This window comes from Bacillus sp. VA15, assembly GCF_055721145.1.
In genome coordinates, this window is sequence record NZ_JBVQPQ010000005.1 from 112,167 (window position 1) to 136,331 (window position 24,165).

The following is a 24,165-nucleotide window of genomic DNA, read 5'->3' on the forward strand; positions in this document are numbered from 1 at the left end:
GTTCCGCTATCTTATTGCGGCATTCTGCAAAACATACACCGCAAAGACCGCAAAAAAACCCAAAAAGCCGAAGTTGGCCTTTTGGGTTTTTTCCCTGCATTACGCCCAGGATTTCACTTTTTCATTATCGGTCACAAAGAGAAGCACTTTCCCTTCATCTAAACGTTTTTCGAATTGAGCGGCTTCATCCTCAGAAAAACCGATTTCATGAATTTTATTGCGGAGCTCGTCCCCTTTTTTATTAAACACGTTTCCTACCGCATGCTTAATACCCGTTTCTTTGGCTCCGATCGTGTTGGCGTTCGTGTTGTCTGCCAGCCGTTCCGTTCTGTCATCGTCGTGAGCTAAGACGTATACATCTTCTTTCGCAACACCCATTTGCTGTAATTCTTCTACATCCTTCATGAGCTGTTCGTCGTTTGTATACTCTTTTACAACTGGTTTCATTCCGACATTCCTCCTTCATGATTACTATATTTCTTTCATACCCGATCACCTATGGACGAAACAGATTCCAGAACATTGAATAGAAAAACAGGAAGAATGGTAGTAGCCATTTATTTTCGGCCCATGGTAAAGTGGTAGGAACGAAACTATTTTCAGAAAAGTCAAAATCAAAGAGAAACCGCTGCGCGGAGCAAACGATCATGAATTGCACTTTATCCGTACAAGCAGGAGGTATGTCTAATGCAATATTTTTCACCAGAACAGCAATATAATGCATGGGTTGTGAGTGATTTAGTCAAACAGATTTTTCATCAGCGATCCGGCTGTTCACCCGGAATTCACGAGCTTGCGGTCTTTGCTGAGGAACATTTTCATATCGATATCGACTTTGTTTTCTCGATTATTATGAATATCGGCGACATTGAATTCGCACTCGCAGAAGAAATAGAAAAGAAATTGTCCGGCTATCTCGGCGCTCTCCTTCCATATGTCAACGCTGAAATGCTCGAAACCTCTAAAACCAATGCCAATGCGTTTTTATCCCGCAGACACGGCAATGCTGTATACCATTTATTTGTGTCTGATGATGCTTTCATGAGAAAGCAGTAAAACCGAAGCTTTCTTTACTAAAAAAATATTGACATGATGAGCCATGCTATTATAGTGTTTACATGTGATAATGATTCTCATTACTAAATCTAAAAAAAGGAAGAATGACATGCGCACCTATTCTAACAAGTTGATTGCCATCATGAGTGTTTTATTAATCGCCTGCTTCATTGTATCCGGCTGTTCATCCAGCCAGAATAACAGCGGGAGCAGCGAAAGCAAGTCTAAGGATTCCAGAGTGATCCATGACGAAGAAGGAAAAACGACAGTAAGCGGCACACCTAAGCGGGTGATAGTGCTTGAGCTTTCATTCTTGGATGCCGTTCACAATCTTGGCATTACGCCGGTGGGCATCGCCGATGACAACAAAAAAGATATGATTAAAAAGCTTGTCGGCAGCTCCATTGATTATACATCTGTAGGCACACGCAGCGAACCAAATCTTGAGGTCATCAGTTCCTTGAAGCCTGATTTAATTATCGCTGACGCTGAGCGCCATAAAAACATTTATAAACAGCTGAAACAAATCGCCCCGACGATAGAATTAAAGAGCCGGGAAGCGACATATGACGAAACGATCGACAGCTTTACAACCATTGCTAAAGCATTAAATAAAGAAGATGAAGGTAAAGAAAAGCTTGCCGAGCACAAAAAAGTCATCAACGATCTAAAAGCGGAACTCCCGAAAGACGAAAACCGCAACATCGTTCTCGGAGTTGCAAGAGCAGATTCCTTCCAGCTTCATACGTCATCATCTTATGACGGAGAAATCTTTAAAATGCTTGGCTTTACACACGCTGTGAAGTCAGATAACGCCTATCAAGAGGTCAGCCTCGAGCAATTGAGCAAAATCGATCCTGATATTTTGTTCATCTCAGCCAACGAAGGCAAGACAATTGTAGATGAGTGGAAAAAGAACCCGCTCTGGAAAAATCTCAAAGCGGTGAAAAACGGACAAGTCTATAATGCGGACCGTGACACTTGGACAAGATTCAGAGGCATCAAGTCTAGTGAAACAAGCGCCAAAGACGTGCTTAAAAAAGTGTATAATAAATAGGACAAATGAGAAGCGAGGGGAAATCCTTGCTTCTTCGTTTTTGCAACCAGACGCAGTAAGGAAGTGAGACTGTTGTATCATTCACCCAAACGGCGCTCATCATCAAGACTGATGATGTTCATCATCGCACTGATCATTTTGATATTCGGGCTTGGGCTGAATCTTTCAGTAGGAGCCTCAGACATCGGCATCATAGATTCATTGAAATATCTTTTTGTATGGGATGGTTCAAAGGAACAGCTCATCATCTCTACTCTTCGCCTTCCCCGCACATTGATCGGCGTTTTCGTCGGCGCCAGCCTGGCCGTAGCAGGGGCGCTGATGCAGGCCATGACCAGAAACCCTCTGGCTTCACCTCAAATTTTCGGTGTGAATGCGGGTGCATCGCTTTTTGTCGTTGCTTCTCTCGTCATTCTGCCGGCATCGCCCTATTCTTCCGTTGTATTCGCTTTTGCGGGTGCGGCTGCAGGCGGCGCGATTGTGTATATGATTGCCTCATCCGGCGGAATGACACCTGTCAAGCTGGCATTGTCGGGAATGGCGGTGCATCTGTTCCTCTCCTCCATGACACAGGCCATCATTATTTTAAATGAGTCGGGAGAGGATGTTCTGTACTGGATGACAGGCGCGATTGACGGAAGCAATTGGCAGGACGTCATGACCATCGCTCCGTTTACTGTCATCGGCATCGGGCTTGCCCTCGTGTTTTCCGGTTCTGTTTCTGTACTTGGTCTCGGAGACGAAACAGCAAAAGGGCTTGGGCAAAATATGAACGGCATCCGGATTCTGATCAGCTTTATCATTTTAATTCTATCCGGTGCTTCCGTAGCTGTCGCCGGGCCGATCGGCTTTGTTGGACTGCTCGTTCCACATATTGTCCGCAAGCTGATCGGAGAACATTATCAATACGTGCTTCCGTTTTCGGCGCTGCTCGGTGCCATATTGCTGGTGTACGCAGATGTTCTGGCCAGGTGGATTGCATTTCCTTATGAATCACCGGTCGGCATCGTCACCGCGATTATCGGAACACCGTTCTTCTTATATTTGGCAAGGAAAGGGCGAAATCTGAAATGAAGAAAACAACCAGAAAACAAAAACGCCCCTTGCTGGCGATACTCATATTGGCCGTGATTCTGATCGTTCTGTCCGTCATCAGCATCGGCTTCGGTGCATTATACATTTCACCGGATGCGGTAGTGACGAACTTGTTGGGACTGGATCATTCCTTTGAATTCATCATCCAGCAATACCGCCTGCCACGGATTATATTAGCGATTTTGGCCGGTGCCGGGCTTGCCGCGGCCGGAGCGATTTTGCAGGGTGTCATCCGCAACCCGCTCGCTTCCCCGGACGTTGTCGGCATTTCAAAAGGGTCCGGACTTGCGGCGATGGCTGTCATTCTGATCTTTCCTGAATCGCCGGTGTACGTGCTTCCGTTCTCTGCATTTGCCGGAGCAGCCATTATTGCTGTACTATTATTAATGATAGCCCGCAAAAAAAGCATTCAGCCCTCTTCATTGGCTTTATCAGGCATTGCCTTAGGCGCGGTTTGCCACGCCGGGATGCAATATATGATGGTCAAGTTTCCGGGCGACGTGAATGCTGCACTCATTTGGCTGACAGGGAGCCTATGGGGAAGAAACTGGGAAGAAGTCAAGCTGCTTGCACCATGGCTTTTGGTTCTTTTTCCGATCGTCTGTATTCTCATACCGAAGCTGGATCTTATGTCACTCGGTGATGAGCTTGCGCAGGGTCTCGGCGAAAACGCAAACCGGCTGAGATTCATCCTGATTTTCACCGCGGTTGCACTGGCGGGAAGCTGTGTAGCCGTCGTCGGCTCAATCGGTTTTATTGGCTTGCTTGCTCCGCATATCGCCAGACGGCTTACCGGAGAAAAAGCTAAATATTTACTGCCTGCATCAGCATTGATTGGTGCTATTATATTATTAATTGCAGATACGTTAGGGCGCGGCATCATGCCTCCGGTTGAAATACCGGCCGGAATATTGACAGCCGTGATCGGCGCGCCTTATTTTTTATATTTATTGAAATTCGAAGCGAGGAAACAGTAGGGAGAGGATACCATGGGAAAACTGGCTGCAGACCAGCTCACTCTTTCATATGACAGCACAGTGATTATTGACGGAGTCGATTTAAAGATAGAAGAAGGAAAAATCACTGCGCTCATCGGCGCCAATGGCTGCGGGAAATCAACAATCCTCAAATCGCTCGCCAGGCTGATGGCTCCAAAAAGCGGTACGGTCCTATTGGAAGGAAAAGATATACACCGCCAGCCGTCAAAAGAAGTCGCAAAAAAACTGGCCATTCTTCCTCAATCTCCTCAGGCTCCTGAAGGATTGACGGTAGAGGAATTATGCTATTTCGGCAGACATCCTCACAAAAAGCTGTTATCCAAGCATACCCAAGAGGATCACGACATGGTAGAGTGGGCGCTGGACGCAACGGGCATGATTGAGCTGAAAGAACGGACACTGGATGCCCTGTCAGGCGGCCAAAGACAAAGAGCATGGATTTCCATGGCGCTTGCGCAAGGCACTGATTTGCTTTTGCTTGATGAACCGACCACGTATTTAGACATTTCACACCAGATTGAAGTGCTCGAGCTGCTGAAAAAGCTAAACCGCGATCATGGCCGCACCGTTGTGATGGTGCTCCATGATTTAAACCAGGCCGCTCAATATGCTGACTATCTGATCAGTGTGCTGGACGGAAAAATATACAATGCCGGAACACCGGAAGATGTGTTTACCCAGCCGTTTTTCCGTGAAGTCTTCGGCTTGGAATGCTGCATCATGAGAAGCCCGATCGACCAGAAGCCCATGTGCCTGCCGACGGGCCTGTGCCCGAAATTACGGGCGACATAAAAAGGAGAGGAAACCCTCTCCTTTTTTCTATGCCTGCGTACCTTTTGTATTTCATCACTAGTCCGTGTTACATTGGTGTCAATCAAGTAATAGGAGGATGAATATGACAAAAACTCAGCAGCAGATTCAATTAGCCAGACGTCCGCAAGGGGTTCCCGTTCATGAAGACTTCCGCTTTGAAACGATCCCCGTCCCTGAACCCCAGCAGTGTGAAGTGCTTGTCAAAACGCTTTATGTATCGGTTGACCCTTATATGCGCGGCCGTATGCAGGATACGAAGTCATATGTTGAACCGTTCGGCTTGGATGAAGCACTCTCTGGCGGGGTTATCGCTGAAGTCGTGTCAGACGGTGAGCATCTGAAAAAAGGCGATATCGTCATCGGAAACCTCAGCTGGCAGGAATTTTCGGCTGTCAGCGAGTCTGCCTTGCGAAAAATTGATACAAGCCTCGCTCCCGCTTCGGCCTATCTCGGCATTTTGGGAATGACCGGCTTGACGGCATATTTCGGACTGCTGGACATCGGGCGCCCGAAGGAAGGTGAAACCGTGGTCGTCTCCGGAGCTGCGGGAGCCGTCGGTTCAGCGGTCGGGCAAATTGCCAAAATCAAAGGCGCGCGAGTCGTCGGCATCGCAGGCTCTGATGAAAAAATAGCGTATTTAAAACAGGAGCTGCAATTTGACGAAGCCATCAATTACAAAACAGCAGAAGATATCCAGAAAGCGCTTGAAGACGCTTGTCCTGACGGTATCGATGTGTATTTTGACAATGTCGGCGGGCCGATTTCAGATGCGGTCATGAACCTGCTCAATGAATTTGCCCGCATTCCGGTGTGCGGCGCCATTTCTTCCTACAACGCGGAAAGTGAAGCAGATGACATAGGACCTCGCGTCCAATCGAAGCTGATCAAAACGAAGTCGCTGATGCAAGGGTTTATTGTAGGCGACTACTCCGATCGCTTTTCTGAGGGAGCAAAACAGCTGGCCGAATGGCTGAAGGACGGAAAGCTCCATTACGAGGAAACCATCACAGAAGGCTTCGAAAACATTCCTGACGCGTTTCTCGGCTTATTTAAAGGCGAAAATAAAGGAAAACAGCTGATCAAAGTCAGTGATCCGAGCTGACATGATAATGAAAACAAGGAGGGCTTTTTGCCCTCCTTGTTTTTGTGTATGGTCAGGTCCGAAGAATCAAAGTGAGAAAGCCATCTTCATCAGGTTCTTCCATAGTAAATCCAGCTGCTTGAAAGCAAGCCAAACTGATTCGATTGTCTTCTTCAATGCATGCAGCCCATTCCCGCACTCTAGTAAAATCAGGGTCATTCAGCAGTTTTTTTAATATCTGTTTTCCGTACCCTTGAAGCCGGCACAAAGGATTTACGATCAATCCAATATACGCCCGCTCCCCCACGAACTCCATAACAACCATCCCTGCCGGCAGCTGCCCGTCATATGCCATGATGACAGTATTGTCTTCATCTTTATTCACTCGTGCATACCACACATCTAATGGCAGCATCCCATCCATTCTTCGCATGGTATCCTCATTTTCAAACCATTGTTCAAGAATTTTCAGCTCAGGCTCCTTCAATATTTGAAATCTGTCTATTGAAGCCATCTCCTCACCCCGCACGAACCTTTTTCTATTATTTTACAACAAAAAGAAGGGCTTTCCGCCCTCCTTTTTATTTCGTCTTCAATTTTCCGCCTGCATAAACAGCTTCACTCAGCTCCACGCCAAGCTTCTTCGCCATTTTTTTCAGCTTTGATTCTTCCAGTTTCGTTACGAGGCTCAGCACGTTGCCTTCTTTCCCAGCCCGTCCTGTTCGGCCTGATCTGTGAACATAGCCGTCTTCGTCAGGAATATCAGCATGAATCACGTACGGCAGGTTTTCGATATCCAAGCCGCGCGCGGCAATGTCAGTCGCCAGCAGCAGCGGAAACTCGCCCTGTTCAAACGCTTTAATGATCTTCGCCCGCTCCATCTTTTTCGCCTCACTGTGAAGAATGCCAAGATCGACATGATGGTACGCCAGTTTTTCCGCGTATACGCTCAGGTTGCCGATGTCTCTCACAAACACAAGCGCCTGCATGCCTTCAAGTCTTGAAAGCTTTTGCAGCAGCTTTACTTTGTCACGCTGGTCACAAATGAGGTATTGGTGCTTCACTTTGCCTGCTTCCGCTTTGCTTCTAGCCACATTCAGATTCTCAGGCTCGTGCGTCAATTCACGGAGCACGTCTTCTGTTTCCTTTTTAAGAGTGGCAGAAAAACATAGAAGCTGCCGGTCTCTTAATGTCGTTTTAATGATCTGCTTGATCGTTTCGCGATGCTCCGGCAGGACAAGCTGATCCGTTTCATCCAGTACAATCGTTTTCACTTCATGCATTTTGAGTTTCTTCGTTTTAATCAGTTCAAACACCCTGCCCGGCGTACCAACAATGATATGCGGATGTTTTTTCAGCTTTTCAACCTGCTTTTTCACATTCGCCCCGCCGATTAAGGAAGCTGCGCGCAGCTCTGAGCCCGCTTTCCAATCCTGAATCACCTGAAAAATCTGCATCACCAGCTCACGCGAAGGCGCTAAAATCACCGTCTGCGGATGCTTCTGATCTGGTTTGATCCGTTCCAAGACCGGCAGTGCGTATGCAAGTGTTTTACCTGTGCCTGTCGGAGATTCCGCGATGACATCCTTTCCGTCCATGATCAGCTGTGCTGCCTGCTCCTGAACAGGGGTTGGCTTTTGAAAGCCGGAAGCATTCCAATTCTCTTGTATAAATGATTGTGCATTATGTAAAAATGGCCAAGTTTGCGTCATTTTTGTTCTCCTCAATTCCTGAAATCTATTCCATAGTATCTCAAAACCTCGCCCGGAACGCAATTTTTCTTTTTCTTTCCTATACCTTTCAACATTCCGATTCCTCCTTTATAATCAAAAGGGTGAATATTTCACGCCGATTGTGCGTGTTCAAACGATAGAGGTGTAAACATGAGTATTTTATCTGTAAAGGATTTAAGCCACGGCTTCGGTGACCGGGCCATTTTTAATAACGTCTCCTTCCGCCTGTTAAAAGGCGAGCACGTCGGGCTGATCGGCGCAAATGGTGAAGGAAAATCAACCTTTATGAATATTATTACCGGAAAGCTTGAACCTGATGAGGGAAAAGTCGAATGGTCAAAAAATGTCCGTGTCGGCTATCTGGATCAGCATACCGTGCTGGAAAAAGGAAAATCCATCCGTGACGTCCTGAAAAACGCATTCCATTATTTATTTGCGATGGAAGAAGAAATGAACGAGATTTACAACAAAATGGGCGAAGCTGATCCCGACGAGCTCGAAAAGCTGCTTGAAGAAGTCGGCGTAATTCAAGACGCGCTGACGAACAATGATTTTTATATCATTGATTCCAAGGTGGAAGAAATCGCCCGCGGCCTCGGCTTGAGCGATATCGGATTAGAGCGCGATGTCACCGATCTGAGCGGCGGACAGCGCACCAAGGTTCTTCTCGCCAAGCTTCTCCTTGAAAAGCCGGAAATTCTGCTTCTCGATGAGCCGACCAACTATCTTGATGAGCAGCATATTGAATGGCTGAAACGCTATCTGCAGGAATACGAGAACGCGTTCATCCTGATTTCCCATGATATTCCGTTCTTAAACAGCGTCATCAACCTGATTTATCATGTTGAAAATCAAGAACTGACACGCTATGTCGGCGACTACCATCAGTTTATGGAAGTCTACGAGGTAAAGAAACAGCAACTTGAAGCCGCCTACAAAAAGCAACAGCAGGAAGTCGCAGAGCTGAAGGATTTCGTTGCCCGCAACAAAGCCCGTGTCAGCACGAGAAACATGGCGATGTCCCGCCAAAAGAAACTCGATAAGATGGATATGATCGAGCTGGCGGCAGAAAAGCCAAAACCGGAATTCCACTTCAAGCCGGCGAGAACGTCAGGCAAGCTGATTTTTGAAACGAAGGATCTGGTGATCGGTTACGATTCCCCGCTATCACGTCCGCTCAACCTCCGCATGGAGCGCGGCCAAAAAATCGCTCTTTACGGCGCAAACGGGATCGGAAAAACGACCTTGCTGAAAAGCCTGCTTGGCGAAATCCAGCCGCTTGAAGGCTCTGTAGAACGCGGCGAGCATCTCTTTACCGGCTATTTCGAGCAAGAGGTCAAGGAGACAAACAACAATACGTGCATCGAAGAGGTATGGAGCGAATTCCCTTCTTACACGCAGTATGAAATCCGTGCCGCTCTGGCAAAATGCGGACTGACAACAAAGCATATCGAAAGCCGCGTTTCCGTATTAAGCGGAGGCGAAAAAGCAAAAGTCAGATTATGCAAGCTGATCAATTCGGAAACAAACCTGCTGGTGCTCGATGAGCCGACAAACCACTTGGATGTCGACGCAAAGGAAGAGCTCAAGCGCGCCCTCAAAGAATATAAAGGCTCGATTCTGCTCATTTCCCACGAGCCAGAGTTTTATATGGATATCGCGACAGAAACATGGAACTGCGAGTCTTGGACGACAAAAGTGCTTTAAATCGAAGAAAACCCGCCTGCTGAAGGGCGGGTTTTTTACTGCAATTTTTTCTGAACGATTCTCAGGAGCTCTCTGTCTTTTAAAATGAGCTGCAATGGCGATGTGAATTCATCAAGTGTCAGCTCTCTTTTCATCAGCCCATGCGGTGAACCATTCAACCGAAAAGCTGTTTTTCATGACGCTGTGTATGTAATGATAGAGCACCTGTAAACACTTCTGATCATATTCGTCAGGCTTTGCCTTATCCATGGCAAACGTCCCCTCTTCAGCATGAACCATCACCTGATATGGCAATCGTAAATGAACGGATACATCCTAAGTTTCTTCAAGATAAATGCCCGCCGCTTCGATGCCTGACCGAAGCGGATGTCCTTTCCTGCACCAATTCGATTATAATGCCATTATAACGAATAATACTTACTGATAGTGAAGGGGTATAACATGATCATCGGCAAAAAAGAATTCAATGTAAATGAACTTCAATACACCATTCGATCAGCTTGTGCAGAGGATGCACAGAAGCTGTCTGCATTAAGGCTGAAAATTGATGGAGAAACGGAATACATGGACCGCGAGAAGGGTGAGGATTTCATAGATGCATCGAGTTTTGAACAACGGATAAAGGAAGATACTGAGAAAGAGAGAAACTTATTTTTAGTTGCTGAAGTGCAGGACAGGCTCGCGGGGTTTTCCAGATGTGAGGGAACTGATTTAAAGCGATCCTCGCATAAAGCGGAGTTCGGTGTATGCGTGTTAAAAGAATTTTGGGGTTATGGCATCGGGAAGCATCTTTTACAGCAATCTCTCTCTTGGGCGGATACCAACGGAATTAAAAAAATCTCACTGAATGTCCTGGAAACAAACGAAAGAGCCATTTCACTATATAAGACATACGGATTTGAAGCAGAAGGAATCTTAAAAAAGGAGAAATTGCTTTCTGACGGAAACTACTACAATACGGTTGTAATGGGAAGGTTCCATGATTAAAAAAGACACTGCATATGCGCAGTGTCTTTCGTTATTAATGACCCGCCTTAACTCCGGCAAGATGTTTACGTCCCATGAGAAGGACAAGCATGCCGACAAAAACGACGATTCCGCCTACTGTATATGGTGTGCTTGCGGTGAAGTGTTCTGACAGCATTCCCGCAATCCACGGAGCGAGTGCGCCGCCGATGAAGCGGACTGAGCTGTAGGCTGAAGACGCGATTGATCGTTCAACAGGCGCAGCCCCCATCACAGCTGTCGTCATGATGGTGTTGACCATACCGAGGACAGCACCGGCGACAACGATACATGTAATAATCAGTGTCTGATGGTCTGTCCAGATCCCCATGATCATGAGAATGGCCGCAAAGGCGATAAAGAGAACGACGAGTGAACGCACTGTGCCTAGCGCTTTGTGTACGAGCGGCGCCGTAAAGACTGACGTAATCGCCAGCAGAAGGCCCCAGCCGAAGAAGACATATCCGAGACCGTGTTCATCTAAATCCAGTACGAATGGAGAATAAGCAAGCAAAATAAAAAATCCAAAGTTGTATAAGAACGCAGATACCGCCATCGTCAATAGCCCTTTATATTTGAGCGCCTTCATGGCATCAAACACACCGACGCGTTTTGCCGGTTTTGGCAATTTCGGCAGCATGAAAGAAATCGCAATTAACGCTATAAACATCAGGACAGATACCCCGAAGAACGGTGCGCGCCATGACATGCTTCCAAGCTCTCCGCCTGCAAGCGGCCCGACAGAAATCCCGAGACCGAGCGCAGCCTCATACAAAATAATTGCTTGGGCGCTGCCCCCGACTGACACGCCGACGATAACCGCAAGCGCTGTTGAAATAAACAAAGCATTACCTAATCCCCAGCCGCCGCGATAGCCGACTAGCTGAGCAATTGAACTTGAGCTGCCGCCAAGCGCCGCAAACACAATAATAAAAATAAGTCCGAGAATTAATGTCCATTTCGCGCCGATGCGGCTGGAAATGGCTCCTGAGAAAAACATCATAAATCCGGTAACAAGCAAATAACTTGTAAACAAGAGTGATACTTCACTAGGTGAAGCATGTAATTGTGCGGCAATTGCCGGAAGAATTGGATCGACCAGCCCGATTCCCATAAAGGAAATCACACAGGCAAAAGCGACAGCCCATACAGCTTTCGGCTGACTGAGCAAGCCCGTTTTCTGATTCACTTGTTTTGTCTTATCCATTTGACCTGACCTCCATCTTTATTCCATTAAAAGAAACGCTACAAAAATAGCGTTTGGCAAACTTTCATTCGATTGATTGAATGGCACGTTCCGCTTTACCTTTCATGCCTTGCAGGCGTTCTTTAAAGCTTTCGAATGTGCGGATTTTCTCATCAATCAAATCCAACTGGTGATTCAGGGTTTCCTGAATTTCCTCCAGTTTTTCTTTCCGTTCCTTAGGATCCAGTGACAACAAATACCCCTCTTTGTTTAACTCTAGCTGGCGGCTGGTTTCCATGAAATGCTGAAGCTCCTGAAGGGAAAAACCGAGCACCTCTTTTGTGCTGATGACTTTCTCAAGCTCCTCCATATCATCCTCTGAATAAAGCCTTACGCCGCCGTCTGTCCGTTTCGGCGCTGGAATCAAGCCGATTTCTTCATAAAACCGGATGGTCCGCTTAGTCAGCCCGCTTCTTTTGGCTACTTGATCTATCTTCATCCATTCCAAGGTAAATCCCCCTTCGCCGTTTCTGTTCCCATTATACACCTTTTGAACCTTAACGTAAACGTTAAGTTTTAAAAATCAATAAAAAAGACGAGTGCATCAATCACCCGTCTTTCACTATCCTGTTTAAGCCAAACTTCCTGTCACTGACAGAGGCTGCTTTTGAAGGCTTTCAGAAAGCAATTGATACGCAATGACTTTCTTCTTGTACTGCTTCACGACGTCGATATGGTCGTCATAGCTGTATACAAACAGCTTCACATCTTTTTTGCCTTTTTTCGTATCTATCACCAGCGGCGTGCCGCCGTTTTCCGGATGTAAAAAACGCTCTTCGTCACCTGGGTATATATAATACTTTTCCAGGAAGACAGCTTCGTTAAAATGGTCAATCACTTTCTGTTTCTCTTCACCCTCGAGACGTTTTCCATCTAGGGAGAGAACAGCATTTTCGTCACTCAGCTTGGCGTGCACTGCGAATTTGCTGAGCAGCCATTCCATGACGCCTGTTGGAAGACAGGTTAATACGATTTTCACCAGACTCATGAGGATTAACATCACGATCGTCCATGTCATACTTCATCATCTCCGTTAGTTTTCCATGTGCCGCTGACACACAATTCCATCCTATCATAAGCTGGCCGGTTCGTTTTTGTACATTATGTGAAAAAAGCGCGGCCTGCTGCGGGCCGCGCTTTTTTAGCTTTCCAGCTCTTCTATCATGAGAGACAATTCTGTCCAACGGTCCATAGCAGCCTCAAGCTCTTCCGCTGTTTTGGCCTGCTCGGCCATCAGCTCTTGGATTTTTCCGAAATCGCTGCCTGCTGCGGCGATATCAGCTTCGAGCTGCTCATGCTTCTCTTCTAGCTGGGCAATTTTATCTTCGATGCCGTCCCATTCAAGCTGATCTTTGTAAGAAAGCTTTTTTCGTTTTTTCTTTGGCTCGGCTTCAGCCGGTTTGACTTCAGCCGCCGGTTTTTCAGCGGTTTTCTTCGCTTTTGACTCCCCCATATAGTCGCTGTAGGAGCCTTGGAAGCGGGAAATGACGCCATTTCCTTCAAACACAATCAAACGGTCGACGACACGGTCAAGGAAGTAGCGGTCATGGGATACGGTGATGACGACGCCAGGGAATTGATCGATATAATCCTCTAGGACACTTAATGTTTCAGTATCCAAATCGTTCGTCGGCTCATCGAGAAACAGGACATTCGGCTCCTGCATGAGAACCTGAAGCAAGTATAAACGGCGTTTTTCCCCTCCGGACAGCTTGCGGATATACGTCTGCTGCATCGAACGCGGGAAGAGGAAACGCTCCAGCATTTGTTCAGCTGTAATGATATCGCCATCCGCTGTTTTTACGACCTCCGCCGTTTCTTTTATATATTCAATGACCTTTACCTCGCCATTCATTTCACTGTGATCCTGAGTATAGTAGCCGATTCTGACCGTCTGTCCGATCGTAATATGGCCGCCGTCTGGAGTATGACGGCCGGCAAGGGTGTTTAACAGCGTTGTTTTTCCGATGCCGTTCGGTCCAATAATCCCGATCCGTTCACCCGGTATGACCAATTCATTAAAGCGGTCGACGAGCACGCGGCCGTCATAAGCGATCATCACGTTCTCCGCTTCAATGACCTGTTTGCCAAGACGGTGGGAGCCAATCGCAAAGTCAAGTGAGCCCGATGACTGGGGGCCTTTCTGCTCCTTAAGCGTCTCCACTCGGTCAATTCTCGCCTTTTGTTTTGTGGAACGGGCTTTCGCTCCCCGTCTGAGCCAGGCCAGTTCGCGGCGCAGCAGGTTTTGCCGCTTCGTTTCCTTTTGCTCAGCCTGCGCTTCCCGTTCCGCTCGTTTTTCTAAAAACACTTCATAGTTGCCTTTGTACGTGTAGAGGCTGCCTCGTTCTAACTCATAAATGCGGTTCGTGACACGGTTTAAGAAATACCTGTCGTGCGTCACCAGCATAACGGAGCCGGGATATTGACTTAAATATCCTTCAAGCCACTCAATCGTTTCATTATCCAAATGGTTCGTCGGCTCGTCTAAAATGAGCAGATCAGCTGGCTGTATTAAGTTTTTGGCAATGGCCACCCGTTTTTTCTGGCCGCCTGAGAGCTCGTTGACTGGCTTTGTTACGTCGTTGACGCCCAGCTTAGACAATACGGTTTTCGCCAGGGTGTTCGCATCCCACGCGTTGTTCGCATCCATTTTCGCCTGCGCCGCCAGCAGGTGCTTCTGGCGCTGTTCATTTTCGGGATCTTCCCCCAGTTCATACAGCGCTTTTTCATATTCACGCAAGGTTTTCATCACAGCCGATTCACCGGAATAGATATGCTCCAGCACAGTTTGCCCCGCAGGCAGCTTCGGGTCTTGATGAAGAAATTCGACGTGCACACTGCCGGATTTCGTAATTTCTCCCTCTTCAATAGATTCCAAGCCGGCGATCACTTTCAGCAGCGTTGATTTTCCTGTTCCATTCGGTCCGATTAATCCGATTCTCTCATTCTCTTCAATATGAAAGGAGATATGGTCAAATAATGTTTTATCTCCGTATGTTTTGTAAAGATTTTCCGCTTTTAATATACTCATGATTCCTATCAATCCTCACGTAAGTTCATGTGTACATTTTAAATCAGCCGCTGGAATAAAACTAGTCAAACGTCAGACAAATTTCATGGAAATACAGGATAGAAAAAAGACCGGGAACATTTGTCCCCGGTCTCTTATTCTTCTTCTAGCGCTTTTTCGGCCATTTTTGCGAGATGCTGTGCACTTCCTGAAATCTCCTGCATCGTGGCGGAAATTTGTTCAACGGCAGCGGCTTGACCGTCTGTATGCTGATTAATCGACTCAATTGATTCCTCCAACCCTTTCAGCAGGCTGTGGATTTTTTTCGTGATCTGGTCAATCTGGCCGACATTTTCTTTTGAATGCGTCGCTAGCTTTCTGATCTCATCTGCGACGACAGAGAAGCCTTTTCCGGACTCTCCTGCTCTCGCCGCTTCGATTGCGGCGTTCAAGCCGAGCAGGTTGCTTTGGTCAGAGATGCCTTTCACGGTTACTGAAATATCGGCGATTTCACCGGCGCTTTCGCTTACCTTTTTCGCCTGAGAGGAAATGCCCGACATTTGAGTTGAAAACCCGTTGATTGATTCAGAAATATCGGAAATGGCTGCGGCCGTTTGTTCAACGACAGCTGATAAGCTTTCCGCCACATCATGCAGCTTTGATGACTCCTCAAGGCTCGTTCCGAGGCCGACGCCCCCTATCACTCTTCCATTCTCGTCGTGGAGCGGGATGGCACGTGCAATCAATGGGAAGCCGAACAATTCTTTCGGAACCATGCTCGTCTTCTTCTGATTGGTGCGGATGGCATCTGTGATAATATCCCCTTCCTGCAACGGATCACCGGCTTTTACGTTTAGCGAAAAGGTTTTGGCCGGTATATTCACAAGTAATTTTTCCGTATCGTAAATGCCGATTGTAATATCATCTTGGACCAGGCTGTTTAGATAAGGGGCTACTTTGATAAACGCGTCCAGAAGATCTGCGGTTTCTTTTTCCGTTCTTATGCTCAATTCCATTCACTCCTATTCATTAATAAGGGAAGCTGCGTTTTTCGTGCTGGACCGAGATCCATTTCAGTGTCGTAAATTCTTCAAGGCTCCACTCGCCGTTCAATCGGCCGAGACCGGATTGCTTTTCACCGCCAAAGGCCACGTTCGGTTCATCATTGATTGTCGTGTCATTGACATGAATCATGCCTGTTTCAATGCGCTTCGCAAAAGCCACGCCGCGTTCAAGATTTGACGTATGTACGGCACCGCTCAAGCCAAACGGCGTTTCGTTTGCGATATCCACCGCTTCGTCTTCTGAATCAAACTTCATAAAGGAAACGACAGGTCCGAACAGCTCTTCCTTGGCAATGCTCATGAACGGTTTCACATCTTTTAATATCGTCGGTTCCACGATCGTCCCGTTAAATCCGCCAAGCTTGACTGGAACAGCACCTTCTTCAATCGCTTTCTCAACAGATTTCATCAACCCGTCCGTCTGTCTGCTGTTGATTAATGGCCCAATAATCGTATCAGGGTCCATCGGGTCGCCGACTTTCAGTGATTCCACTTTTGCCTGATACATTTCAAGGAACTTATCATAAATTGATGAGTGAACAAGTACGCGGTTGGCTGACATACAGATCTGCCCTTGATGGGTAAATCTGCTGAACACTGCCGCATTGACCGCATATTCGATATCCGCATCCTCAAGCACGATAAAGGCGCTGTTGCCGCCGAGTTCAAGAAGCGGCTTTTTAAAATGCTTCATCGCAAGCTGGCCGATGTAGCTGCCGACTTTCGTAGAACCTGTAAATGAGATGATCCGCGGTACCGGGTGTTCCACAAAGCTGTCTCCAATTTCTGCAATGTCTGTGACAACGACATTCAGCAGCCCCTCTGGGATTCCCGCGTTCTCAAAAATTTTCGCAATCAGCGTACCGCCGCAAATCGGCGTTTCTTCATGCGGCTTTAAAACAACGCCATTGCCTGCGCCAAGCGCGGGCGCCACTGATTTCATAGATAAAAAGAATGGGAAGTTAAATGGACTGATGACACCGACAACGCCTGCCGGCACGCGATATAATCTGTTTTCCTTGCCGTCTATTGTTGACGGAAGAATTTTTCCTTCCATGCGGACAGGGAACGTCGCCGCTTCTTTCATGATGTTTTTGACAAGCCCGATTTCAAAGGCCGCTTTGAGCCTTGTCCCGCCAAGCTCCTCCATAATCAAATAAATGATGGCTTCTTCGTTCTCTTCAATATACGTGACGGCTTTTTCTAAAATGGTTCTTTTTGCAAACGGATTGACCGCATCCCATTTTTTCTTCGCCAGCGCCGCTGCCCGGTACGCTTCATCTACATCGTCAACAGTCGCTTTTTGGAAGGTTGTGAATGTTTTTTGAGTATAAGGATTTTTGTTTTCCAATACATTTGGGCTGCTGCCCTCCTGCCATTTCCCGCCGATAAATTGTTTATTCAACTCTTCATATTGAAACATGGTCAGCATCTCCTTTTTAACCGCAAGTCAAAATTGGGCGAATCTATTTTTTCTATCGGTTCGCCCTGCATAAAATTGAATATGTTATTAGTAATAAATTACTATCCTATCTTACGACAACGCTGTTTCGCTTCTATCATTTAAAGCAGAAAAATATATGATTGACTGCGCCAAATTTCGACAATATAATACAACAAGAACTGTATATAATGATTAGAATATTTTGAATTTTCCGGGAGGAACTTTTGATGAGTTCATTATTCAGAAAAAAACCGCTTGAAACATTGAGTGCGCAGAGCAAGTCAAAAAGCCTTGCCCGCACGTTAAGCGCATTTGATTTAACCTTGCTTGGTATCGGTTGTGTGATCGGTACAGGGATTTTTGTCATTACAGGAACAGTGGCCGCAACCGGTGCAGGTCCCGCCCTCATCATATCGTTTATTTTAGCCGGGCTCGCCTGTGCGCTTGCTGCCTTCTGCTATGCTGAGTTTTCGTCTTCGATTCCGATTTCGGGAAGCGTGTACTCATACTCCTATGTGACACTTGGAGAGATGCTCGCCTTTTTGATTGGATGGGATCTCATGCTTGAATATGTCATTGCATTATCAGCGGTTGCCACCGGCTGGTCATCATACTTTCAATCACTGCTTGCCGGCTTCAACCTTCATATTCCTGCTGCACTGTCAGGAGCGCCAGGAAGCACGCCGGGCGCCGTGTTTAATCTTCCGGCTGCAGTGATCATTCTCATCATCACTGCGATTGTCAGCAGAGGCGTCAAGGAAAGCACACGTTTTAACAACGTCATCGTACTGATGAAAATTGGGATCATTTTATTGTTCATTATTGTCGGCCTCGGCTATGTCAAACCGGATAACTGGTCTCCTTTTATGCCGTTCGGGATGAAAGGCGTCATTGTCAGCGCGGCAACTGTGTTCTTCGCGTACCTCGGGTTTGACGCGGTGTCTAACGCTTCAGAGGAAGTGAAAAATCCGCAAAAAAACATGCCCGTCGGCATTATTTCAGCTCTTGCCGTTTGTACCGTTCTGTACATCACGGTATCGCTTGTGCTGACAGGCATGATGCCTTATACGAAATTGAATGTCGGAGATCCGGTGTCCTTTGCGCTGAAATTCGTCGGCCAGGACGCTGTTGCCGGAATTATTTCTGTCGGTGCGATTATCGGGATTACGACGGTTATGCTCGCTTTGCTGTACGCTCAGGTCCGTTTGACATTTGCCATGAGCAGAGACGGCCTTCTGCCTGGATTGTTCGCAAAGGTTCATCCGTCATTTAAAACCCCGTTCCGCAATACATGGCTGACTGGTATCGTTGCAGCGGGAATCGCCGGGTTTATTAACCTTGGAACTCTGGCCCACCTGGTGAACATGGGAACGCTGGCGGCGTTTACGGTCATTTCAATTGCTGTCATTGTGTTAAGAAAGAAATACCCGGAAATCAAAGCGTCCTTCAGAGTGCCGTTTGTTCCGGTTGTGCCGATTATCAGTGCAGGTATCTGTCTATGGTTCATGTACAGCCTTCCCGGCGTCACATGGCTTTCATTTGTCATCTGGATCGCTGTCGGAACGCTGGTTTATTTCCTGTATGCAAGAAAACACAGCTTATTAAACAAATAATCTCTTTTCAGCCGGCGGTGCCTCACCCGCCGGCTTTTTCCTTTTTTTATGTGCTATACTTTTGAGTACATATGAGAAAGGGAGACAAACCGATGAAACAATACCGCACTTTATTATTTGATGTAGATGATACCATCCTTGATTTTAAAGCGGCAGAAGCATTAGCGCTGCGTTTGCTGTTTGAAGATCAGACTATTCCTTTAACAGCTGAAATGAAGACGCAGTATAAAACAATCAATCAAGGTTTGTGGAGAGCCTTTGAAGAAGGAAAAATGACACGGGATGAAGTCCTGAACACCCGTTTTTCTGCTTTGTTTAAGGAATATGGTTATGAGGCGGATGGTGCCTTGCTTGAACAAAAATACCGCAGCTTTCTTGAAGAAGAGCATCAGCTTATTGACGGCGCCTTCGATCTCATCTCAAGTCTGCAGCATCAGTTTGATTTGTATATCGTGTCAAACGGCGTGTCTAAGACACAGTACAAGCGCCTCCGTGATTCAGGATTATTTCCGTTCTTCAAGGATATTTTCGTTTCTGAAGATACAGGCTTTCAAAAACCGATGAAGGAATACTTCGATTACGTATTTGAACGGATTCCCCAATTTTCGGCAGAGCATACATTAATCATCGGCGATTCACTCACTGCTGATATCAAAGGCGGACAGCTCGCCGGGCTTGATACTTGCTGGGTTAACCCTGACATGAAGATAAATGAGTCAGAGATCATGCCAACTTATGAGATTCACAAGCTTGAAAAGCTGTATCACATTTTGAATATCGAACATACCGTCAGCTGCTAATCATGCTGGCGGCGTTTCTTTTAGAAGAGTCTTTTTTCCTCTTGATAAATTCTTCACCTTATGAATAATATGGTGGTATGCTTTGGCTATATATGTAAGGAGGAGACTCATTTGGCTATCGCCGCCCCGCTAAAAGAAAAAACAGTTCAAAAACCCGGCACCACGGTGTATCCGATTTTGATTATCATCGGAATCTGCCATATGCTCAACGATTCGCTGCAAGCCGTGATTCCGGCCATGTTCCCTATTTTGGAACGCTCCATGAGCCTGACGTTTACACAGCTCGGCATCATCGCTTTCACATTAAACATGGTGTCATCTGTGATGCAGCCTGTCGTCGGCTGGTATACCGATAAACGGCCGCGGCCGTACGCGTTGCCAATCGGTTTGACCGCCAGCATGCTCGGCATTTTGGGCCTTGCATTTGCCCCTTCATTCATAACGATCTTATGCTGTGTGTTTTTTATCGGATTAGGCTCCGCCATTTTCCATCCGGAAGGCTCCCGTGTGGCGTATATGGCCGCCGGCACAAAACGCGGGCTCGCCCAGTCGATCTATCAGGTGGGCGGAAACTCAGGCCAGGCGATGGCGCCTCTGATTACCGCGCTGATTCTTGTGCCGCTCGGACAATTCGGCGCCGTTTGGTTCACGCTTGTCGCCGCGCTCGCGGTTATGTTTCTGCTGTATATTGCGAGATGGTATGCCGCACGTATCGGAAGCCTTGCCCAGAAGTCAGGCAAACAAAAGAAAACAGCTGAAAACACGGCCATCACCAAGTCTGTTGTATCTGCTCTTATCATTATTATATTTCTCATTTTTGCACGTTCTTGGTATACGAGTGCGATCGGCAACTTTTACACGTTTTACGCGATGGATACATATCACGTAAGCATTCAGCAAGCACAAAGCTATATTTTTGTCTTTTTGCTGTTCGGCGCTGTCGGCACGTTTCTCGGCGGCCCGCTTGCAGACCGTTTCGGAAAACGCTTCGTGATCCTCGGTTCGCTGCTCTGCTCGGCGCCGCTGGCGATTGTGCTTCCATTTGCCGGCCCGGTGCTCGCCTATGGCGTGCTTGCATTGATCGGTTTGGTTCTGATGTCGAGCTTTTCCGTAACGGTTGTCTACGCACAGGAGCTTGTCCCTGGAAAAATCGGCACAATGTCAGGTTTGACCGTCGGGCTCGCCTTCGGGATGGGCGCGATCGGCGCTGTGGCGCTGGGCGCTCTGATTGACGCCGCAGGACTGACCCCGACGATGATTGCCATTGCCTTTCTCCCTGTCCTCGGCATCCTAGCCTTCCTATTGCCGAGCGATCAGAAGCTGAGAGAATGGCATAGCTGAAAAACCCCTGCCACATCCGGCAGGGGTTTCTTAATCCAGCTGTATAAAATGAGTGTCAGGCACTGCGTGCTTCGGGATAAAGCCGTCCGCAAAGTCCGGAAACGCTGACTGAATTTCGTCAATCCATTTTTTCAGGTTTAATACATACGGCATATAAATCATTTCAACTGTCGCTTCATCTTCAATTCGGTAATACCAGCAAAGATTAAACTCTTTTTCCGTAACGAGTGTAAACCCGGAGAAATGATAGAATATCAGCGGCGTTTCATCTACATACACGCGGCCGTCCTTATGCCCGACCTTATAGTTTTCGATATTCCAAAGCGCTGTATTGGCTCCGATTGACTTGACAACATGCACACCCTTATACTGCGCTGGCCATTTCTCCACATATCTTTGATCGCCGTACGTCTTTCGTTCCGTATCCATTTCTACCGTGCAAAATGCAATGCACTCCTGTCTCCACTGCCACACCGCTTCATATGCTTCCTTCGTATTCCCGGCACCGACAAAGCCTGTGTTAAAGCGGCCGGTCCGCTCATAGTAGGTTATGAACCGCGGCGAGTTGCGGTGATCGGTCAAATACAGAGAAGCCGTTGGGTTTTCCGTAAAAATACGTGCCGGATCAGAAAAGAAAAACAGATCGGTATCCATATGAGCAAAGTATTCTGCGTCATCCCACTTGCTCATGACATGGAACAGAAAGGCCGGCTTCAATGTCCAGCAATATTCATGAAACGTTCGATTGCTTTTCGCTTGCAGCAGCTCCGGGTCTTCCATTTCATGCAGCTGCACAAAGGTCACATGCTCCCATGGTACGTGCTGAAGCAATTCATACGCTTTCTGATCGACACACAGCACATACAAATGAAAATCATCGCAATGCTCATGGAGAGAATGAATCATGGGCATCAGCTTAAAGATATGCGTCCTTGACACTATCGTTGAAAAATGAAATGTACTCACTATACCACATCCAATTATCTAAGATCCACGTGCAGCAAATCGTTGACAAGCGCATACAGTGCGTTGGCAAAATCGTTCACGCCAAGCTTTTTCTTCGCTTTTGGCAGAAGCTTACGGACAGTTTGCAAATCAAAGCTTTTCGCCGTCACCCTTGGGGCTTTCTTTCGCCAATCCGGGTCAATGTTGCGCTCTTTAACAACATGGAGCAGCTCAAGAAACACATTCAGCAGCAAGTCGTATTTCTGAGATTCCAAAAGCTTATGAATATCAGCCATGATGCCGTTCGTCATGTCAGGAGGGAACGGCCCATTAAAAGCGAGATGAACGTCTAAGGAGCGAATATTGTTGTATTTATCGCACATATAGGCAATGTTTGCCCGAATATCGTCTACAGACTTACAATTGCTCGGGTGCTCCTGATGAACACTGACAATGTCGCGATGCAGCCTGAACGTCAGTCCGGCCTGATGAAGTCTGATCCCGAGGTCATAATCCTCAAACCCGTACCGCACAATGCCTTCATCAAATAAACCGAGGTCAACCACATGCTTGCGTTTAACAGAAGAGTTATTCGTGATAAAAAAGCGCCATGGCATATGATAGCCTTTCAGGTCATCGCCGTACTCCTCTAAAATCCGCTTGAGCACGTCAATAAAATCGGTATCGAGGTCAAAGCTTTTATCCAGAAAGCTTCCGTTTTTGATGTCCGCTTCCTGCAGCAGCTTTTGTTTGTCTTTTTCCGGCATTTCGTCTACGAGCTTTGCGAGCTGTTCCTTATGTTCATCTTCAAAGCGTTCATAATAAAAACTGTAGATCCGTTTCCAAAACAAACCGCACACGACGAGATTCTCTTCGTTCTCATGGGCTTTAATATGCTTTGCCACAAGGTCCTTTGCCGCAAGCATATCGCTATCATGGAAAATCAAGATATCTCCTCTGGCATTGCGAACTGCCTGATTTCGTCCGTACGCAATGCCCCTGTTTTCCTTAATCCGTGTAAAGATCAGCGGAAAGTCTGCTTGAAATGTCTCAAGCATTGAGAGCGTCCCGTCTTCAGAGCCATTGTCTGCTACAATGACTTCAAATTCTTCATCGCACTCCTGCTGGTTTAATGACAGAAGGCTGTTATACAGGCGCTCCTTTGAATTATATGCAGGAATAATAACGCTTGCTTTCACTTCATTTTCACTTCCTGTATTTAATCATTTATTTGTTGTCATCTTTTGAAGCAAAACCGTTAAATTCAGGGTCTAACGTTTTGATGTGCTGAATGATATGCGGCAGCGTCTCTTGGTACAGTTCATGCATAAACGGCAGATCGGTGCGGGTTGTTTCATGAATCTGTTTGATTTGATTGATGCTGACGATTCGGTATCCGCTGAAATGGTAAAAGATCAGCGGGCTGCCATCCTCCAGCACAATCCGGCCATCCTCCCAGGAAAACGTATGCTGTCCGTAGTTCCAGTGGCCGATGTTCACACCGGGTGTCGTAATGTCACACACATTCGGAAACAGCTCAGACATATAATCCAAATAGCCCTGATCACCGAATTTCCCTTCACCCGGGGCATTTTTGCATTCCTCAAGACAGCGTTCCTTCCACCACTCCAGGCAGTCCGTGCCGGCATCATCATGCTTGAAGCTAATAAAGCCTGAGTTATATCTGCCTAAAAGACGCTGCAGCATGTCAATCTGCTCTTTCTCAAAAGAAGGGATTACGATATCCCCCCGTGAAAGCAGCACCGAACAGTCCGGCTGGTTTTCAAAAATCGGCGACGGATCAGCGTAGAAAAAGAGATCCCCGTCAATATACGTTACACGCTCCAGCTCGGGATTGCTGTTTAGCACAGCTTGCAGAAAGATCGGCTTCATCGTCCAGCAGTACTCGCTTTGATCTCTAGTTTCCTTCAGCTTCAGAAGCATTTCATTTTCGAGCGCGGCCACCGGCACAAGATTCAGCTGCTTCATCTTCAGTTTCTGTAAGACGCGGTGCGTATCTTCATCCATGCATAGCGTAAAAATGGGACTGTCTTGGTCAACTTGCTCTAAAGACTTAAATAAGGCGACTGCCTGATATAATCTCCCTTTTGATAAAACGGTGCAATACGCGCTGGTCACAGTCATGTTCACCTCGTT

General features: G+C 47.0%; 24 protein-coding genes. 11 read left to right on the forward strand and 13 right to left on the reverse strand.

Features of this window, described 5'->3' with window-relative positions; genetic code table 11:
- Positions 1–99 precede the first annotated feature (99 nt).
- On the reverse strand, positions 100–447 hold the full coding sequence (locus AC0DBE_RS14350; RefSeq protein ID WP_003223026.1) for a YflT domain-containing protein: 348 nt from the start codon (positions 445–447) through the stop codon (positions 100–102).
- Positions 448–687: 240 nt separating this feature from the next.
- Here AC0DBE_RS14350 and AC0DBE_RS14355 point away from each other — a divergent pair, with 240 nt between their 5' ends.
- The 6 genes from AC0DBE_RS14355 to AC0DBE_RS14380 all read left to right on the forward strand — a co-directional run bounded on the left by AC0DBE_RS14355 (position 688) and on the right by AC0DBE_RS14380 (position 6,121).
- Entirely contained in the window at positions 688–1,056 is a 369-nt protein-coding gene (locus tag AC0DBE_RS14355; RefSeq protein WP_014113014.1) for a YfmB family protein, read from the forward strand.
- A 109-nt stretch (positions 1,057–1,165) separates the two neighbouring features.
- A complete protein-coding gene (gene yfmC / locus AC0DBE_RS14360; RefSeq protein WP_472962602.1) occupies positions 1,166–2,113 on the forward strand; it encodes a Fe(3+)-citrate ABC transporter substrate-binding protein YfmC in 948 nt (315 codons plus the stop codon).
- A 72-nt stretch (positions 2,114–2,185) separates the two neighbouring features.
- Positions 2,186–3,187 (forward strand): Fe(3+) dicitrate ABC transporter permease FecD, encoded by a 1,002-nt coding sequence (gene fecD / locus AC0DBE_RS14365; RefSeq protein WP_472962604.1) that lies wholly within the window; start codon positions 2,186–2,188, stop codon positions 3,185–3,187.
- Positions 3,184–4,185 (forward strand): Fe(3+)-citrate ABC transporter permease YfmE, encoded by a 1,002-nt coding sequence (gene yfmE, locus AC0DBE_RS14370; protein WP_014113011.1) that lies wholly within the window; start codon positions 3,184–3,186, stop codon positions 4,183–4,185. The genes fecD and yfmE overlap by 4 nt, the downstream gene beginning before the upstream one ends.
- A 12-nt stretch (positions 4,186–4,197) precedes the next feature.
- Positions 4,198–4,998 carry a Fe(3+)-citrate ABC transporter ATP-binding protein YfmF gene (gene yfmF / locus AC0DBE_RS14375; RefSeq protein ID WP_072182765.1) on the forward strand — a complete coding sequence of 267 codons (801 nt, stop codon included), beginning with the start codon at positions 4,198–4,200 and terminating at the stop codon, positions 4,996–4,998.
- A 103-nt stretch (positions 4,999–5,101) separates the two neighbouring features.
- Positions 5,102–6,121: an NADP-dependent oxidoreductase gene (locus AC0DBE_RS14380; RefSeq protein ID WP_072182915.1), complete on the forward strand. Its 1,020-nt coding sequence runs from the start codon at positions 5,102–5,104 to the stop codon at positions 6,119–6,121.
- 52 nt (positions 6,122–6,173) lie between these two features.
- On the opposite strand, the gene AC0DBE_RS14385 is transcribed toward AC0DBE_RS14380, so the two are convergent.
- Both AC0DBE_RS14385 and AC0DBE_RS14390 read right to left on the reverse strand, forming a co-directional pair.
- Positions 6,174–6,614, reverse strand: a complete 441-nt coding sequence (locus AC0DBE_RS14385) for a GNAT family N-acetyltransferase (RefSeq protein ID WP_014113006.1) — start codon at positions 6,612–6,614, stop codon at positions 6,174–6,176.
- 67 nt (positions 6,615–6,681) lie between these two features.
- Positions 6,682–7,812, reverse strand: coding sequence for a DEAD/DEAH box helicase (locus AC0DBE_RS14390; RefSeq protein WP_472962607.1), 1,131 nt, complete (start codon positions 7,810–7,812; stop codon positions 6,682–6,684).
- 171 nt (positions 7,813–7,983) lie between these two features.
- Here AC0DBE_RS14390 and AC0DBE_RS14395 point away from each other — a divergent pair, with 171 nt between their 5' ends.
- Positions 7,984–9,540: an ABC-F family ATP-binding cassette domain-containing protein gene (locus tag AC0DBE_RS14395; RefSeq protein ID WP_472962609.1), complete on the forward strand. Its 1,557-nt coding sequence runs from the start codon at positions 7,984–7,986 to the stop codon at positions 9,538–9,540.
- A 111-nt stretch (positions 9,541–9,651) separates the two neighbouring features.
- Here the strand turns inward: AC0DBE_RS14395 and AC0DBE_RS14400 are convergent, their stop codons facing one another.
- On the reverse strand, positions 9,652–9,789 hold the full coding sequence (locus AC0DBE_RS14400; protein ID WP_014113002.1) for a hypothetical protein: 138 nt from the start codon (positions 9,787–9,789) through the stop codon (positions 9,652–9,654).
- Between the two features lie 192 nt (positions 9,790–9,981).
- Here AC0DBE_RS14400 and AC0DBE_RS14405 point away from each other — a divergent pair, with 192 nt between their 5' ends.
- A complete protein-coding gene (locus AC0DBE_RS14405; protein WP_072182913.1) occupies positions 9,982–10,527 on the forward strand; it encodes a GNAT family N-acetyltransferase in 546 nt (181 codons plus the stop codon).
- A gap of 34 nt (positions 10,528–10,561) precedes the next feature.
- On the opposite strand, the gene AC0DBE_RS14410 is transcribed toward AC0DBE_RS14405, so the two are convergent.
- The 6 genes from AC0DBE_RS14410 to yfmT all read right to left on the reverse strand — a co-directional run bounded on the left by AC0DBE_RS14410 (position 10,562) and on the right by yfmT (position 17,288).
- Positions 10,562–11,752, reverse strand: a complete 1,191-nt coding sequence (locus AC0DBE_RS14410; RefSeq protein WP_014113000.1) for an MFS transporter — start codon at positions 11,750–11,752, stop codon at positions 10,562–10,564.
- 64 nt (positions 11,753–11,816) lie between these two features.
- Positions 11,817–12,239 carry a MerR family transcriptional regulator gene (locus tag AC0DBE_RS14415; RefSeq protein WP_003223002.1) on the reverse strand — a complete coding sequence of 141 codons (423 nt, stop codon included), beginning with the start codon at positions 12,237–12,239 and terminating at the stop codon, positions 11,817–11,819.
- A 123-nt stretch (positions 12,240–12,362) separates the two neighbouring features.
- Entirely contained in the window at positions 12,363–12,809 is a 447-nt protein-coding gene (locus AC0DBE_RS14420) for a YfmQ family protein (RefSeq protein WP_072565922.1), read from the reverse strand.
- Positions 12,810–12,932: 123 nt separating this feature from the next.
- On the reverse strand, positions 12,933–14,822 hold the full coding sequence (locus tag AC0DBE_RS14425; RefSeq protein WP_472962611.1) for an ABC-F family ATP-binding cassette domain-containing protein: 1,890 nt from the start codon (positions 14,820–14,822) through the stop codon (positions 12,933–12,935).
- 134 nt (positions 14,823–14,956) lie between these two features.
- A complete protein-coding gene (locus tag AC0DBE_RS14430; protein ID WP_072182910.1) occupies positions 14,957–15,817 on the reverse strand; it encodes a methyl-accepting chemotaxis protein in 861 nt (286 codons plus the stop codon).
- Between the two features lie 13 nt (positions 15,818–15,830).
- Positions 15,831–17,288: a benzaldehyde dehydrogenase gene (gene yfmT, locus AC0DBE_RS14435; RefSeq protein WP_014112996.1), complete on the reverse strand. Its 1,458-nt coding sequence runs from the start codon at positions 17,286–17,288 to the stop codon at positions 15,831–15,833.
- A gap of 248 nt (positions 17,289–17,536) precedes the next feature.
- Here yfmT and AC0DBE_RS14440 point away from each other — a divergent pair, with 248 nt between their 5' ends.
- From AC0DBE_RS14440 to AC0DBE_RS14450, 3 genes are all read left to right on the forward strand, one after another.
- A complete protein-coding gene (locus AC0DBE_RS14440) occupies positions 17,537–18,922 on the forward strand; it encodes an amino acid permease (protein WP_114150817.1) in 1,386 nt (461 codons plus the stop codon).
- A 92-nt stretch (positions 18,923–19,014) separates the two neighbouring features.
- Positions 19,015–19,722: a YjjG family noncanonical pyrimidine nucleotidase gene (locus tag AC0DBE_RS14445; protein ID WP_072565920.1), complete on the forward strand. Its 708-nt coding sequence runs from the start codon at positions 19,015–19,017 to the stop codon at positions 19,720–19,722.
- 111 nt (positions 19,723–19,833) lie between these two features.
- Complete coding sequence (locus tag AC0DBE_RS14450; protein ID WP_061187087.1) at positions 19,834–21,063, forward strand: MFS transporter; 1,230 nt, start codon at positions 19,834–19,836, stop codon at positions 21,061–21,063.
- 30 nt (positions 21,064–21,093) lie between these two features.
- On the opposite strand, the gene AC0DBE_RS14455 is transcribed toward AC0DBE_RS14450, so the two are convergent.
- Genes AC0DBE_RS14455 through AC0DBE_RS14465 form a run of 3 tightly spaced genes read right to left on the reverse strand, consistent with a single transcriptional unit; the run spans position 21,094 to position 24,147 of the window.
- Entirely contained in the window at positions 21,094–22,029 is a 936-nt protein-coding gene (locus AC0DBE_RS14455) for a putative nucleotide-diphospho-sugar transferase (RefSeq protein ID WP_041520886.1), read from the reverse strand.
- A 14-nt stretch (positions 22,030–22,043) separates the two neighbouring features.
- Entirely contained in the window at positions 22,044–23,207 is a 1,164-nt protein-coding gene (locus AC0DBE_RS14460; protein ID WP_041520885.1) for a glycosyltransferase family 2 protein, read from the reverse strand.
- Positions 23,208–23,235: 28 nt separating this feature from the next.
- Entirely contained in the window at positions 23,236–24,147 is a 912-nt protein-coding gene (locus AC0DBE_RS14465) for a putative nucleotide-diphospho-sugar transferase (RefSeq protein ID WP_041906756.1), read from the reverse strand.
- Positions 24,148–24,165 lie beyond the last annotated feature (18 nt).

What these genes read in the sequence shown, in the direction of transcription:
- AC0DBE_RS14400 (WP_014113002.1), bottom strand. Translation starts at nt 9,789, where the DNA reads ATGGATAAGGCAAAGCCTGACGAATATGATCAGAAGTGTTTACAGGTG.
- AC0DBE_RS14420 (WP_072565922.1), bottom strand. Translation starts at nt 12,809, where the DNA reads ATGACATGGACGATCGTGATGTTAATCCTCATGAGTCTGGTGAAAATC.
- AC0DBE_RS14405 (WP_072182913.1), top strand. Translation starts at nt 9,982, where the DNA reads ATGATCATCGGCAAAAAAGAATTCAATGTAAATGAACTTCAATACACC.
- AC0DBE_RS14380 (WP_072182915.1), top strand. Translation starts at nt 5,102, where the DNA reads ATGACAAAAACTCAGCAGCAGATTCAATTAGCCAGACGTCCGCAAGGG.
- AC0DBE_RS14355 (WP_014113014.1), top strand. Translation starts at nt 688, where the DNA reads ATGCAATATTTTTCACCAGAACAGCAATATAATGCATGGGTTGTGAGT.
- yfmT (WP_014112996.1), bottom strand. Translation starts at nt 17,288, where the DNA reads ATGTTTCAATATGAAGAGTTGAATAAACAATTTATCGGCGGGAAATGG.
- AC0DBE_RS14445 (WP_072565920.1), top strand. Translation starts at nt 19,015, where the DNA reads ATGAAACAATACCGCACTTTATTATTTGATGTAGATGATACCATCCTT.
- AC0DBE_RS14440 (WP_114150817.1), top strand. Translation starts at nt 17,537, where the DNA reads ATGAGTTCATTATTCAGAAAAAAACCGCTTGAAACATTGAGTGCGCAG.
- yfmE (WP_014113011.1), top strand. Translation starts at nt 3,184, where the DNA reads ATGAAGAAAACAACCAGAAAACAAAAACGCCCCTTGCTGGCGATACTC.
- AC0DBE_RS14410 (WP_014113000.1), bottom strand. Translation starts at nt 11,752, where the DNA reads ATGGATAAGACAAAACAAGTGAATCAGAAAACGGGCTTGCTCAGTCAG.
- AC0DBE_RS14430 (WP_072182910.1), bottom strand. Translation starts at nt 15,817, where the DNA reads ATGGAATTGAGCATAAGAACGGAAAAAGAAACCGCAGATCTTCTGGAC.
- yfmF (WP_072182765.1), top strand. Translation starts at nt 4,198, where the DNA reads ATGGGAAAACTGGCTGCAGACCAGCTCACTCTTTCATATGACAGCACA.
- yfmC (WP_472962602.1), top strand. Translation starts at nt 1,166, where the DNA reads ATGCGCACCTATTCTAACAAGTTGATTGCCATCATGAGTGTTTTATTA.
- AC0DBE_RS14350 (WP_003223026.1), bottom strand. Translation starts at nt 447, where the DNA reads ATGAAACCAGTTGTAAAAGAGTATACAAACGACGAACAGCTCATGAAG.
- AC0DBE_RS14395 (WP_472962609.1), top strand. Translation starts at nt 7,984, where the DNA reads ATGAGTATTTTATCTGTAAAGGATTTAAGCCACGGCTTCGGTGACCGG.
- AC0DBE_RS14385 (WP_014113006.1), bottom strand. Translation starts at nt 6,614, where the DNA reads ATGGCTTCAATAGACAGATTTCAAATATTGAAGGAGCCTGAGCTGAAA.
- AC0DBE_RS14390 (WP_472962607.1), bottom strand. Translation starts at nt 7,812, where the DNA reads ATGACGCAAACTTGGCCATTTTTACATAATGCACAATCATTTATACAA.
- AC0DBE_RS14425 (WP_472962611.1), bottom strand. Translation starts at nt 14,822, where the DNA reads ATGAGTATATTAAAAGCGGAAAATCTTTACAAAACATACGGAGATAAA.